13 protein-coding genes are annotated in these 13,292 nt (G+C 44.1%); 5 read left to right on the top strand and 8 right to left on the bottom strand.

What is annotated here, in order from left to right:
* Positions 1–28 precede the first annotated feature (28 nt).
* From mtaB to prmA, 4 genes are all read right to left on the bottom strand, one after another.
* The gene (gene mtaB / locus ASG89_RS28115) at positions 29–1,363 is read right to left on the bottom strand and encodes a tRNA (N(6)-L-threonylcarbamoyladenosine(37)-C(2))-methylthiotransferase MtaB (protein ID WP_057314558.1); all 1,335 of its coding nucleotides are present in this window, start codon (positions 1,361–1,363) and stop codon (positions 29–31) included.
* A 6-nt stretch (positions 1,364–1,369) separates the two neighbouring features.
* A complete protein-coding gene (locus ASG89_RS28110) occupies positions 1,370–2,137 on the bottom strand; it encodes a 16S rRNA (uracil(1498)-N(3))-methyltransferase (protein ID WP_057314557.1) in 768 nt (255 codons plus the stop codon).
* Between the two features lie 124 nt (positions 2,138–2,261).
* Entirely contained in the window at positions 2,262–2,933 is a 672-nt protein-coding gene (locus ASG89_RS28105) for a site-2 protease family protein (protein WP_057314555.1), read from the bottom strand.
* Between the two features lie 10 nt (positions 2,934–2,943).
* Positions 2,944–3,918 carry a 50S ribosomal protein L11 methyltransferase gene (gene prmA, locus ASG89_RS28100; protein WP_057314553.1) on the bottom strand — a complete coding sequence of 325 codons (975 nt, stop codon included), beginning with the start codon at positions 3,916–3,918 and terminating at the stop codon, positions 2,944–2,946.
* A 212-nt stretch (positions 3,919–4,130) separates the two neighbouring features.
* On the opposite strand from prmA, the gene ASG89_RS28095 reads away from it, so the two are divergent.
* Entirely contained in the window at positions 4,131–4,937 is an 807-nt protein-coding gene (locus tag ASG89_RS28095; RefSeq protein WP_057314551.1) for a glycerophosphodiester phosphodiesterase, read from the top strand.
* A 73-nt stretch (positions 4,938–5,010) separates the two neighbouring features.
* Here the strand turns inward: ASG89_RS28095 and ASG89_RS28090 are convergent, their stop codons facing one another.
* Together ASG89_RS28090 and ASG89_RS35885 are read right to left on the bottom strand one after the other, a co-directional pair.
* The gene (locus ASG89_RS28090) at positions 5,011–5,286 is read right to left on the bottom strand and encodes a hypothetical protein (RefSeq protein ID WP_057314549.1); all 276 of its coding nucleotides are present in this window, start codon (positions 5,284–5,286) and stop codon (positions 5,011–5,013) included.
* Positions 5,286–5,432 carry a YfhD family protein gene (locus tag ASG89_RS35885; protein ID WP_082593659.1) on the bottom strand — a complete coding sequence of 49 codons (147 nt, stop codon included), beginning with the start codon at positions 5,430–5,432 and terminating at the stop codon, positions 5,286–5,288. Before ASG89_RS35885 ends, ASG89_RS28090 begins: the two co-directional genes overlap by 1 nt.
* Before the next feature lie 236 nt (positions 5,433–5,668).
* Between ASG89_RS35885 and ASG89_RS28085 the strand changes: the two genes are divergently transcribed.
* The 4 genes from ASG89_RS28085 (at position 5,669) to ASG89_RS28070 (ending at position 10,090) form a co-directional block, all read left to right on the top strand.
* Positions 5,669–7,345: an alkaline phosphatase gene (locus ASG89_RS28085; RefSeq protein WP_082593689.1), complete on the top strand. Its 1,677-nt coding sequence runs from the start codon at positions 5,669–5,671 to the stop codon at positions 7,343–7,345.
* A gap of 93 nt (positions 7,346–7,438) precedes the next feature.
* Positions 7,439–8,110, top strand: a complete 672-nt coding sequence (locus ASG89_RS28080; RefSeq protein WP_057314838.1) for an ABC transporter ATP-binding protein — start codon at positions 7,439–7,441, stop codon at positions 8,108–8,110.
* On the top strand, positions 8,104–9,321 hold the full coding sequence (locus tag ASG89_RS28075; protein WP_057314544.1) for an ABC transporter permease: 1,218 nt from the start codon (positions 8,104–8,106) through the stop codon (positions 9,319–9,321). Before ASG89_RS28080 ends, ASG89_RS28075 begins: the two co-directional genes overlap by 7 nt.
* Positions 9,322–9,337: 16 nt before the next feature.
* Positions 9,338–10,090, top strand: a complete 753-nt coding sequence (locus tag ASG89_RS28070; RefSeq protein WP_063868188.1) for a hypothetical protein — start codon at positions 9,338–9,340, stop codon at positions 10,088–10,090.
* Positions 10,091–10,174: 84 nt separating this feature from the next.
* Here the strand turns inward: ASG89_RS28070 and dnaJ are convergent, their stop codons facing one another.
* The gene (gene dnaJ, locus ASG89_RS28065) at positions 10,175–11,308 is read right to left on the bottom strand and encodes a molecular chaperone DnaJ (protein ID WP_057314836.1); all 1,134 of its coding nucleotides are present in this window, start codon (positions 11,306–11,308) and stop codon (positions 10,175–10,177) included.
* A gap of 125 nt (positions 11,309–11,433) precedes the next feature.
* A complete protein-coding gene (gene dnaK / locus ASG89_RS28060) occupies positions 11,434–13,272 on the bottom strand; it encodes a molecular chaperone DnaK (RefSeq protein WP_057314540.1) in 1,839 nt (612 codons plus the stop codon).
* Positions 13,273–13,292: the final 20 nt, after the last annotated feature.

The raw sequence follows: 13,292 nt of genomic DNA, 5'->3' as shown, positions 1-13,292 counted from the left end.
GAGGTGGGTAATTGCCTTACAACTTCACTTACAAATTCACAACGCCATCAAGAATGCGTACGAGTTGACCTTTACTTTCATTTACACCGGCTTCCGTAACCTTCACACGGCACACTTGACCGATCATCTCTTCCGAGCCTTCAAAAACTAACTGTACATAGTTATCGGAATAACCACTGTACAATCCGCTATCTGGAGCACCTTTGTAGGTACGTTCCGGAATGACTTCCAAGACATGCCCAACAAATTTCTGCGCATACGCCAATTGCATTTTCTCAGATAGATCAATAAGTTCGTGAACACGCGCATTCTTGATTTCTTCATCCACTTGATCTTCCATCCGCGCAGCAGGTGTACCTGTCCGTTTGGAGTAAGGGAAAACGTGCATTTCAGAGAACTTCATTTGCTCCATGAACTTATAACCGTCTCGAAACATCTCTTCCGTCTCACCTGGGAAACCAACAATAACATCCGTGGTGATGGCTACATCTGGCATAATTTCGTGCAGGCGCTCAATTTTGCGAGCGAACTCAGCAGTCGTATATTTCCGTCGCATCCGCGCAAGCACCTGATCATCGCCCGCTTGTAACGGGATATGCAAATGACGGCACATTTTGTCCGAAGATTTCAGAACCTCAATCACTTCATCTGTAATTTGACTAGCTTCAATGGAGGAAATTCGAATGCGCTTCAAACCTTCCACTTTATCCAGATCCTTCAGAAGCTTCGCCAAGCTGTAGTCTTCAATATCTTCGCCATAGCCTCCAGTATGAATACCTGTGAGTACGATTTCTTGGTAGCCTGCAGCAACGAGTTGCTCCGCTTGCGCAATAACGCTTTGCGGTTCCCGACTACGCATGAGTCCACGTGACCACGGAATGATGCAGAACGTACAGAAGTTGTTGCAGCCTTCTTGAATTTTCAAGAATGCCCGCGTACGATCAGCAAAATCAGGTACATCCAGTTCCTCGAACGAACGGGTTTTCATAATGTTTCGCACCGCATTAATCGGTTGACGATCTGACTCAAATTGCTTGACAAGCGGGATGATTTTTTCTCGATCCTGTGTCCCGATGACCATATCCACGCCTGGAATTGCCATAATTTCTGCTGGAGATGTTTGTGCATAACAACCCGTTACAGCAACAATCGCCTCTGGATTACGACGAATCGCACGGCGAATCATCTGGCGACTCTTCTTATCCCCAGTGTTCGTTACTGTACATGTATTAATCACATACACGTCTGCCGTATTTTCGAAATCTACCTGCTCATAGCCCTCATTTTTGAAAAGCTGCCAAATTGCTTCTGTATCATAAAAGTTAACTTTACATCCCAGTGTATGAAACGCTACTGTTGCCATTTTCGCTTATCCTCCCATTTCTCCGGTTTCATAAAACAGACATGTAAGACCAACCATCGCTGCCGTCTCTGTCCGTAAAATGCGATTCCCCAGCGAAACCGAGCGAAAGCCAGCCTCTTCAGCTTGCTTAATTTCTTGCTCTGTGAATCCACCTTCGGGGCCAACCGCGATCAATACTTGCTTGCCTATTCCAATTCGGCCATCCGCAAGCGCCGCCTGAATGGCAGGCTTCAATTGCTGACCATCTTCTTTCTCATAACAAATCCAAGCCACATCCGCTTCCTTTGCACGTTGCAACAGCTGTTTCCATGAATATACGGATTCAATCTGCGGCACACGGTTGCGATGGGCTTGTTCTGCGGCTTCCTTCGCGATTTTCTGCCAACGCTCCGTGCGTTTGGCTTCTTTCTTCGCGTCGTACTGCACAATCGTTCGTTCCGATAAAAAAGGAAGAAACCGGGCTGCCCCGATCTCGGTCCCTTTTTGAATAATAAGCTCCATCTTATCGCCTTTAGGCAAGCTCTGCGCAATCCACACGTCAACAGCCGCTTCTGCGTCCATATCGAGCTCTTCCACGATTTCCGCGGTGACAGCCCACTTGTCTAACTGAGTGATGCGAACGAGCACCTCACGGTCCACGCCATTGGAGCAGATGACTTTATCGCCTACTTCTGCGCGCATGACGCGACCTAGATGATGAGCATCGTCTCCCTCAATGGTGACTGTTTGTGTAGCCGCATGGAACTGTTCTCGCGGGAGAAAATAACGCTGCATAGTCAAAGCCTCTCTATCTTCGTTCATTTGAACTTCATTTGAACAGCTTGTTGTCTGTGAAACTTCCACACACCATCATATCTTGTTTGAGCCCGAAAATCCATATGGAACTATCTGGTCAGAGTTACATTCCCAAGATGGTTGTAATTACAATAGCAAATTGATTTATAATATCATCGCCAATTCGTAAATACGGATCCAAAGTAACTTGACGCAACGGTCTGATGAAGACGACTAATAGAAAGATCACAGACGCCCATTGTTCAAACTTTTGAAGAGTCTCCGAGTATCTCAGGTCCACCAAATCTTGAATAATTCGATAACCGTCAAGCGGCGGTATTGGAATCAGATTAAAAAGGAACAGCGTAATATTAATATTCAACATTAACTTCAAAAAAAGTACAATCGCATCTCCGCTGCCCTTGGACATCCCATCTAACCAGCCATATTTCTGGAATAGTGCGAAAACAAATAAAGTGATAAATGCCAAAACTAAATTACTAATCGGTCCAGCCGCGGTCACAATAATTCCAAACAAGCGAGGTCGCTTGAAATTCCCACGGTTTACAGGCACCGGTTTTGCCCAACCGAAACCTGCGATCAACAGCATAATCGTACCGAAAAGGTCTAGATGGACCATCGGGTTCAAGGAGACGCGACCAAATTTATAAGCCGTATCATCTCCTAATTTATAGGCGCTATACGCATGCGCCCACTCATGAATCGTAAACGAGAGTACGAGCACCAAGATGACAAACGGCAGCGTGTTCCAATCGTAAAATAATAAGCCTCCCATGAATCAACACCTACAGCTTTCTAGCTACGATAACAACCCAATTCGAATCATAGTTCTTCTCTACGATCGTGAATTTAGCTGCAACCAGTGCTTTTTCTACATCCGCTTCTTTGTTCGTAATGATCCCTGAAGTTATGTAATATCCACCCTGTTGCAACACTTCGTACACGTCATCAACGAACATGACAATAACCTCAGCCAAAATGTTCGCTACAACAAGCTGAACCGGGATCGAAACACCTAGCCCCGCATCTCCTTCGGACTCGCTCTCTTTAAGTACGCCAAGAAGATCGCTAAGTTTCACCGTAATTTTATCTTCGAGTTGATTCTGCTTCGTATTATCCAATGCACTTGTAACTGCGACCGGATCTAGATCTACCGCTAATACATGCTTCGCCCCAAGCTTCGCTGCTGCAATGGAAAGGATACCTGAGCCTGTTCCCACGTCAATTACATCGTCACCAGGCTGCAATACTTTCTCTAATGTTTTCAAGCAAAGTGATGTAGTCGCATGTGTACCTGTACCGAAAGCCATCCCTGGATCAAGCTCCAAGATCAATTCCTCTGGCGAAGCTGTATAGTCTTCCCAAGTTGGTTTAATCGTCAAACGATCGGATACACGAATCGGTTTGAAATACGTTTTCCACGCATGAGCCCAATCCTCATCATCAACTTCAACAACCTCAAACGTCGGGTTCCCCGTATCAATATCAAAATCCGCCAATTGTTCCACAGAAGCCTTCAAATTTGCCAGAACAGGCTCCATGTCGGTGCCATGGTAAAAGTAACCTTTGATCACAGCTCGACCTTCCGGGATATCATTAAATGGCGTTTCGTATAATTGGCCAAATGAAGTATCTCTCTCTTTATTTAAGGTACCGGATTCTTCAATGGAGACACCTCCGGCTCCCAATTCATGAACAAAGTTGGTGATCATTTCAATCGCTTCTTCTGTCGTATGTACAGTTAATTCTTGCCAAAGCATCGGTATTGCTCCTCCTGTCGGTTATTCCCTATTTAAAATGACCCTCAACTTGGGTCTATTTTCACAAAGAGTATTGTACTACACTTCGCTTCTGGGGTAAAATGGAGACAACAATGTAAGCGCTTTTTTTATTTTCTTAACACAGTTCTAACACTCGGGTGCTACACTGAATAAGTCATCATCATTATGTAATGTACGAACGGAGACATCTTATGCGCAAAACACTCATGGTTCTTCCTATTTTCCTTGCAATGGCACTGATCTCACCTCTTACAACGACCTCCATGCTTGCTCTTGACTACAATCAGATTACTGCCCATCGCGGGAGCTCCGAACACGCGCCTGAGAATACCTTGGCTGCTTTTCATCGAGCTATCCAAGATCGTGCAGGGTATGCCGAGCTGGATGTTCAGGAAACAGCCGATGGAGTCGTAATGCTCATGCATGATGATAACGCACAGCGGACGACAGGTATTAACAAAAACATGTGGGAAGTCACCTCAAATGAACTCAAACAAGCAAATGCAGGGAGTTGGTTTCACAAGGATTTCAGAGATGAGCATGTCCCCACTTTAGACGAAGTGATTTCTCTTGCCAAAGGCCATTTGAAGCTGAACATTGAGATGAAAAATAACGGTCATAATGTGCAGCTGGCTAAGAAAACAGTGGAACTCATCCAATCACATAATTTTATTAAAGAATGCACGGTCACCTCTTTCGACGCCAAGCTCCTACACGAGGTGAAAGCGCTTAACTCTTCGATCAAAACTGGCCTCATTGTTGGTCAAAAAGCAGATGGACTGAATGAGCTTATGAAAAGCTCAGATTATGAAGTCATTTCAGCGGCTTATCCACTTGTGAATGAAGAGTTCATGCGGCAAGCCGAAAATCATCATAAAGAAGTATATGTTTGGACTGTGAATGACACGAGAACGATGCGGCGAATGCTTGCCTTAGGCGTTTCTAGTATCATAACGAACCAACCTGATAACCTCGTCAAGCTCATGAGCAATAAATAGTTGCTTATGTATTTGAAAAAGCACCTGCTCCAATTGCCTCATCCTGAGGTCCTTTGGAACAGGTGCTTTTTGTTTACATCGCGCCGCCCGCGGCTTCTATCACACGTAGCGCTTGTTCATAGCTTTGCTCATCAATGACAGCAGCCAACACAATATCAAGTCCAACAGAATCAATCTCATGGTCTTGACTAATTAAACTGTCGGCCATTGCTGACTCTAAACCTCTGCCGATCTCATTATTGAACCGGTCCACCTGCACATCTACAGCTCGCAATGCCTTCAGCTTTGAAGCGACGCCTTCCGCTTGTTCTGGGGAATGAAAATAAGCAAGAATCGCTCTCTCTGCCATTACTGATTTTCCTGGCGCTCGTCAGCCGCCTGTGCACGTGCTGCAGCCTCGAAGTCATCCTTATCTGCTACTTCAGCTGCAAATTCAACATCCTCGTTTTTAGCAACAGGAAATTGCTGCGCTTCTTGATTTTGCTCCTGACTCATCCCTACTCCTCCTAAATACCGTTAAATTAAAATCCAGTTGATAGTGTGCTCTTTACGTGGATTTAATATGCACAGCTCAAATCCACATAATCTTAATCTTCAGTTTACATTTCAAAGACAAATCCAACTCCAACATGTATTAGGATAATTGTAGGTACATACTTAATTTATACTTTGGAGGGAAAACTTTGAAAAAAATAACCAAAGGATTTGTTGCTTCAAGCTTACTTCTAGCTATGGTACCATTCCAAATCGCAGGCGCAGAAGAAATAAAAACTACTGAGGCTACGAAACCGGCAGCTGCATCCAAAAATCTAATCGTTCTTATCGGTGATGGGATGGGACCTTCCCAAGTAACGGCAGCTCGCTTATTCTCGAAATCCGCTCTAGGTAAAGAAAAGCTAAATTTGGATAGTTATTACGTTGGGCAAGCCACAACGTACGCTGACCGTGGCGAGGATGGCGGCATCATCGTTTCAGGCGCTGTAACGGATTCCGCTTCAGCGGGTACCGCTTTCGCGACAGGAAATAAAACTTACAATGCAGGAATTAGCGTATCGAATGAAGATGTTTCCAAACCTTTCGCTTCCATTATTGAAGCTGCAGAATTGAGCGGTAAAGCTACTGGTCTTGTCACGACAGCTAGAATTACGCATGCTACTCCAGCCGTATATGCTGCACATGTTCGTTCCCGCGATAATGAGAATGCAATTGCTTCTCAATATCTGACAAGTGGCGTGGATGTCCTATTTGGCGGAGGCAAGGATTTCTTTACTAGCAAAGAGGATAAAGGTAAACGTACGGATAAGAGCATCATCACCGACTTTGAAGCAAACGGGTACAAGTTTGTTGAAAATGCGAATAGCTTGAATTCATTAACGAATAAGAATACGAAAGCGCTTGGTTTGTTTGGAAAATCACATGTGACTTATGGCCCTGATCGCGACAATACGATCCCTAATCTAGGAACAATGACAAGTAAAGCGCTTGAAATCCTCTCTGCGAATGAAAAGGGATTTGTTATCATGATTGAAGGCGGGCGTATTGACCATGCAGCACATGCTAATGATTTCCCGACAATGGTTCAAGAAGCTCTTGAATTCGATGCAGCTGTAAAGGTTGCAATGGATTTCGCCAAAAAAGATGGTAATACTTCTGTCGTTGTAACTGCTGACCACGAAACAGGCGGATTATCTTTATCCCGCGATAATATCTATGAGCTTAACATTGATCTGTGGGGTAAACAAAAGAACTCCTCCGAATTCCTCAGTCCTGCACTTGGTAAAGCGACTACTATTGCAGAAATTAAGCAAATTGTTGCTGATAACACATGGATTACCGATCTAACAGATGAGGAAGCAGCATCAATTCTCAAAGGTGACGGCTCCTCTTATAAGCAAGAAGGCGGCTATAACGCCGTTGTCTCCAAACGCCTTCTAGTTGGCTGGGCAGGTCATGGACATTCTGGCGTTGATGTAGGGGTGTGGGCTTATGGTCCAATTGCTGAGATGGTTAAAGGAAATATTGATAATACACAAATCGCGCTTTCCGGTGCAAAAGTCATTGGTGTCGATTTAGCAGCAGCATCCGCTGAGATGCAAGCAAAATATATTTATCCGAAATTTAAAGTAACACGTGAAGGCACAGTCCTTTATCCAGCAAAAGCATTGGCTACAAAATTAGGTGCTGAAGTAACTTGGGATGAAAGTTCCAACACTGTTAAACTTGTAAAAGCTAGCCATATACTTACCGTGGATGTAACAAATAACAATGTAAACCTAGACGGAAAAGAAAGCTCACTTACAGCTAACGTTGACAACGGAACGCTTTATCTCTCACTTGATTCATTCAATCAGCTAACTGAAATGACAATGAAGTGGGATTCCCTTTCTGAGCGCCTTATTCTAAAGTAATCGCCAAGAAATCGTTGTAAAACTTAATCCAACGTAAAATAGAAGAACCCTGTGTTCTTCTATTTTACTATTGAGGTGATTAGTGTGATTGTTATGGAACGAGTAATTAAATCCTTTTCATTGCATGGTCGGACACTGCCGATTCTAGAAGTACCCCGCTGGATCGTCAATGAAGGTGAACGTGTGGCTATCGTCGGACCAAGCGGCAGCGGCAAAAGCACACTTCTCCATCTCCTTAGTGGTATCCTTCAACCAGATAGCGGAAACGTACAAGTAAATCAAAACACGCTTAATGAATTATCTGAATCAGCTCGTGATGCCTTTCGAGCAGCCCATATTGGTTATATTTTTCAAGACTTTCATCTGATTCCTTCCCTGAATGCTGAACAGAATATTGCGCTCGTCTTACCTCGCGGGCTTTCAAAATCAGATAAAAAGAGCAAGATTCATGATTGGTTACAAAAAGTCGGCATGGCAGATCGAATGGATCACTTACCTGCTCAATTATCACGAGGTCAACAGCAGCGAGTTGCCATCGTAAGAGCCTTAATTAATGGTCCTTCACTTCTATTAGCGGACGAGCCTACAGGAAGTCTGGATTGGGAGACAGCAAAGCAGATTATGTCCTTGCTCATGGAATTATGTGAAGCCGAGAATCGTACTTTGATATCGGTAACCCACGACCTTCACTTATCAGACATGTTTCAAAAAACGATCCATATCAACGAAATCAATTCGCTTGCTCAAGGTGGACAGCCATGCTAAATCTCATTTGGAGAAATATGATTTTCAGAAAAACACTCTCGTTTCTAACGATCATTTCCGTCTCTTTAACAGTAGCCCTTATTGTTTTTCTCATTTTAGCTAAGGCTGGTATTGAAGAAGGTGCGGTGAAAGGATACGGGCCATTCGAACTTATTGTCGGTGCAGATGGAAGTGAAACGCAGCTTGTATTAAATTCACTTTACCACGTTGGCACACCAACAGGTAACATACCTCATCATGTTATGGAACAATTGAAGAGCCACCCTGAGGTCGAGCAAGCTTTTGCTCTGACTACCGGTGATAATTATAATGGGTACCCCATTGTCGGAATTGAACCTGCTTATTTCCCCGTTAGATATGGCGATCAACGTCTTAAGCAAGGTCGGTTATACTCGCAACTGGGTGAAGTAGTCATTGGCTCTCATATTGCAGCCACTTTAAAACTCCAGATTGGAAGTCATTTCAAGGGTGGTCACGGACTTGTAGAGCATGAGGAAATTGATCATGAGCTTGAACAAACCGGGGCACATTCAGAAGAAGTGGAACTCCATGAAGCATTTCAATATACCGTAGTGGGTATACTTCCTCCACTCAACAGTGCGGATGATCGCGCCATATTCACGACTATGGACTACGCCTGGCATGTTCATCACAATGCGAAAACGGAAGAACGCGAAGTTACAGCTGTTTTAGTAAAACCTCGATCACTGGGTGGTACACAGGCTATCAAATTGACGTATGACAAGCTTGAGGGCACACAGGCCGTTTATACGAGTAAAGTCGTAGCAGATGTTGTTAATGTCGTTGATAAGGGCTCCCAATTGATTACTGTTGTAACTGTATTATGTATATTGCTGGCTACGATCTCTATTGCCCTAGCCCTTGTTGCTGCGATTCACGAGAAACAAAAGGATGTCGGACTGTTACGCTTAATTGGTAAACCAGCTTCATTTATATGGATTGTGCTGCTAGGGGAAGGTATTTTACTAACCAGCTCTGGCTTAATCATAGGCATTTTTCTAGGTCACATGGGCAGCTATCTGGGAAGTACAATCATGTTTGAATATTCTGGCATCCACATACATGCATTCTCCATCGTAATCACAGAAGTATACCTAATCATGGGAACCTTACTAATCAGTGTTTTAGCAACCATTATTCCTGCCTATCGTATTTATAGAGTCGAAACTCTTCAGCTATTCAGAAATTAATCAGGAGGCGAACATCATGAGATGGATGAGTCTGATTCTCATATGCAGCATATTATTGACAGCTTGTGGAACGAAAGATGCAAAGCAGGAAGTCCATTCTTTTTCCGAAGCCACTATCAAATCCTCTCCAAATAGTTCTACAACAGCTGAACCTGCTATTCAGTCTCCCTCTCCAGAAGTCAAACCGACCATAGAGAAAGAAATCCCTGCTGTTACCGGTACACCTTCTGCCGTACCTTCGACAGCTCCTTCTGCAGTTCCATCTGTTGCTCCTACACCTAGTTCCGATCCGAAAAAATCAACAGTTAATGCCGTAATGTCTACACCATCTCCGAAGATCGAATTACCAAAACAAACAGTACTTGTAGAGGAAAAACCGATAGACAAGGTCATAAAAACCAAGCAAGATGAGCTCAAGTGGTCAGAGTTTTTTGATAATGATAAGCAAACAACTCCATCCAATAAGTTCTGGGATCTAAGCGGCAAACAGGTAGTGATTAAAGGGTATATGGGTGAAGTTTTATCCATGGAGAAGAACTGGTTTCTACTCATTCCTGAACCTGGAGCCGAATGCCCTTTCGATAACGGAGACGAAACGTATTGGAACAAGATTATGATTGTGTATTTGCCTAAAGGGGACAAACTTCGTTTCACATCAGGGCCACTCCAAATAACAGGTCGATTAGATGTGGGCATAAAAATTGACGACTCAGGTTACAAAACGATGTTCAGGTTATATGACGCTAAATTTGAGAAAATAAAAGAATGAGAAAAAACACCCCACATGGGAACTTCAACAGATCAACATCTGTAAAGCTCACCTGGGGGGTGTTTTCTTTGTATTCTCATATGCTTAGTCGCCTAAGAAAGCTCTTTTCATACGTTCAAAAATAGACTGGCTTTGCTCATGTGTATGTTCGCCGCTTTGCTTGCCGAACTGACGCAGCAAATCTTTCTGATCTTCTGACAAGTTCGTCGGTGTCATCACGATAACTTTCACGTGTTGATCCCCTTGACCGAAGCCACGAAGATGCGGAACGCCTTTGCCCTTTAGACGGAAGTACGTATCGGTTTGCGTACCAGCAGGAATTTTGAGCTTGACTTTCTCAGTAAGCGTTGGGATTTCAATTTCATCACCAAGCGCAGCCTGCATGAACGTCAATGGCACTTCACAATACACATCGTTGCCTTCACGTTGGAAGAATTCATGGTTTTTCACGCGAATCACAACATAAAGGTCACCTGATGGGCCTCCACGTGTACCGCCTTCACCTTCACCAGAAACGCGAAGTTGAGCACCATCATCAACACCAGCAGGAATCTTAATGTGAATTGTGCGGGTCTTTTTCACTTTACCAGCGCCATGACATGTTCCGCATTTTTCTTTAATGATTTTACCGGAACCATTACATGACGTACACACGCGGCGATTCACAATACGACCAAATGCTGTATTCTGAACCACTTCTTGTTGTCCGCTACCATGACAGCCGCCACAAGTTTCTGGCTTTGTTCCTGCTTTGGCACCCGAACCATTACACGTATCGCAATTCTCAGTTCGCGGAATGTTGATATCCATTTCTTTACCAAAAATGGCTTCTTTAAATTCCACTGTCATCGTGTATTGCAAGTCGTTACCGCGCTGCGGTGCATTCGGGTTACGACGATTACCACCGCCGCCGCCACCGAAGAACATATCAAAGATATCCCCGAAGCCGCCGCCGAAGTCTTGACCTCCGCCAAACCCTTGATTCGGATCTACGTGACCGAACTGATCATATTGCGCTTTCTTCTGATCATCGCTCAGTACATCATAGGCATCCTTCGCTTCTTTGAACTTATCTTCTGCATCTGCCGCTTTATTCACGTCAGGGTGATATTGACGTGCCATCTTACGGTAAGCTTTCTTGATCTCATCCTGTGAAGCATCTTTACCGAGACCTAACACCTCGTAATAATCACGTTTACTCACTTGTTCCACTCCCATGTTCAAGACTACAAACGGAAAGTCAAAGCCATGGAAAAACTCCAGTAGGCTTTGACTCTAACGTTCCGTGCGTAACAAACAGTGTTTAAAAACTTTCTTTAAACTTCTATTAAGTTAGAATATGATTATTTTTTAGGTTCGTCAACCACTTCGTAGTCAGCGTCTACAACATTTTCTCTGCCTTTAGGTGCTTCGCCTGCGCCAGCATCAGGACCTTGGCCTTGATCTTGGGAAGCTTGCTCATATAATTTAACAGAAAGTTGTTGAATGACTTCAGTCAATTCTGCAGTTGCAGTTTTAATCGTTTCAAGATCGTTGCCAGCAAGAGCAGCTGTTACTTTCTCTTTCGCTGCATTCGCTTTGTCGATCTCGCCTTGGTCTACTTTGTCACCAAGATCTTTGATCGTTTTGTCAACGGAGTATACCAATTGATCGGCTTCGTTACGAGCTTCTACAAGCTCTTTACGTGCGCGATCTTCCTCAGCATGTGCTTCCGCATCCTTCACCATTTGTTCAACTTCTGCATCGCTCAAACCGCTGGAGGAAGTGATCGTGATTTTTTGGCTTTTGCCTGTACCTTTATCCAAAGCAGACACATTAACGATACCATTCGCATCGATATCGAAACTAACTTCGATTTGCGGAACGCCACGTGGAGCTGGAGGAATATCACCTAGCATGAAACGGCCAAGTGTTTTGTTGCCGCTAGCCATGGAGCGCTCACCTTGAAGCACGTGAATCTCAACGCTAGTTTGGTTATCTGCATAAGTGGAGTACACTTGGGATTTTGTAGTTGGGATTGTTGTGTTGCGGTCGATCATTTTCGTGAACACGCCGCCTGCTGTTTCGATACCAAGGGAAAGTGGTGTTACGTCAAGAAGAACAACGTCTTTCACTTCACCAGTCAAAACACCAGCTTGAACAGCAGCACCAAGTGCAACAACTTCATCCGGGTTAACACCTTTGTGAGGCTCTTTACCGATCAATTTCTTGATCGCTTCTACAACTGCTGGAATACGTGTGGATCCACCAACAAGAACGACTTTGTCGATTTGGCTTGTGGACAAACCGGAATCTTGAAGCGCTTGACGAGTTGGTCCTAGTGTTCTTTCAACAAGTCCAGAAGTAAGCTCATCGAACTTCGCACGCGTCATGTTCAACTCCAAATGCTGAGGCACGCCGTCTGCTACCGTGATGAACGGAAGGGAAACGGTCGTAGTCAAAACACCGGAAAGTTCTTTTTTCGCTTTTTCAGCAGCATCTTTCAAACGTTGAACTGCCGCTTTGTCTTTGGAAAGGTCGATACCTTGCTCTTTTTTGAATTCAGCAACGAGGTAATCCATAACAACTTGGTCAAAGTCATCTCCGCCCAATTTGTTGTCGCCGCTAGTTGCTTTAACTTCGAAGAAACCATCGCCTAGCTCAAGGATGGATACGTCGAATGTACCGCCACCAAGGTCATAAACAAGGATTGTTTGATCTTCTGTTTTTTCCAAACCGTAAGCAAGTGCTGCTGCAGTTGGCTCATTGACGATACGAAGAACTTCAAGTCCAGCAATTTTACCAGCATCTTTTGTTGCTTGACGTTGGCTGTCATTAAAGTAAGCAGGAACTGTGATAACTGCTTGTGTAACCGTTTGGCCAAGGTAAGCTTCCGCATCAGCTTTTAGCTTTTGCAGGATGATTGCAGAGATCTCTTGCGGCGTGTAGTCTTTGCCATCAATGTTCTCTTTGTGGTTCGTACCAATGTGACGTTTGATGGAAGAGATTGTTTTATCTGGATTTGTGATTGCTTGACGCTTTGCTGTTTCACCAACAACACGCTCGCCATCTTTCTTGAAACCTACAACGGATGGCGTTGTGCGGTTACCTTCTGGATTTGGAATTACAACAGCTTCTCCGCCTTCCATAACGGCAACGCAAGAATTTGTAGTACCTAAGTCAATACCAATTACTTTACTCATGTAAAGATCCTCCTTATGTC

Source organism: Paenibacillus sp. Soil766, from assembly GCF_001428105.1.
GTDB lineage: Bacteria > Bacillota > Bacilli > Paenibacillales > NBRC-103111 > Paenibacillus_E.
This window is presented reverse-complemented; position numbering and strand designations above follow the sequence as displayed.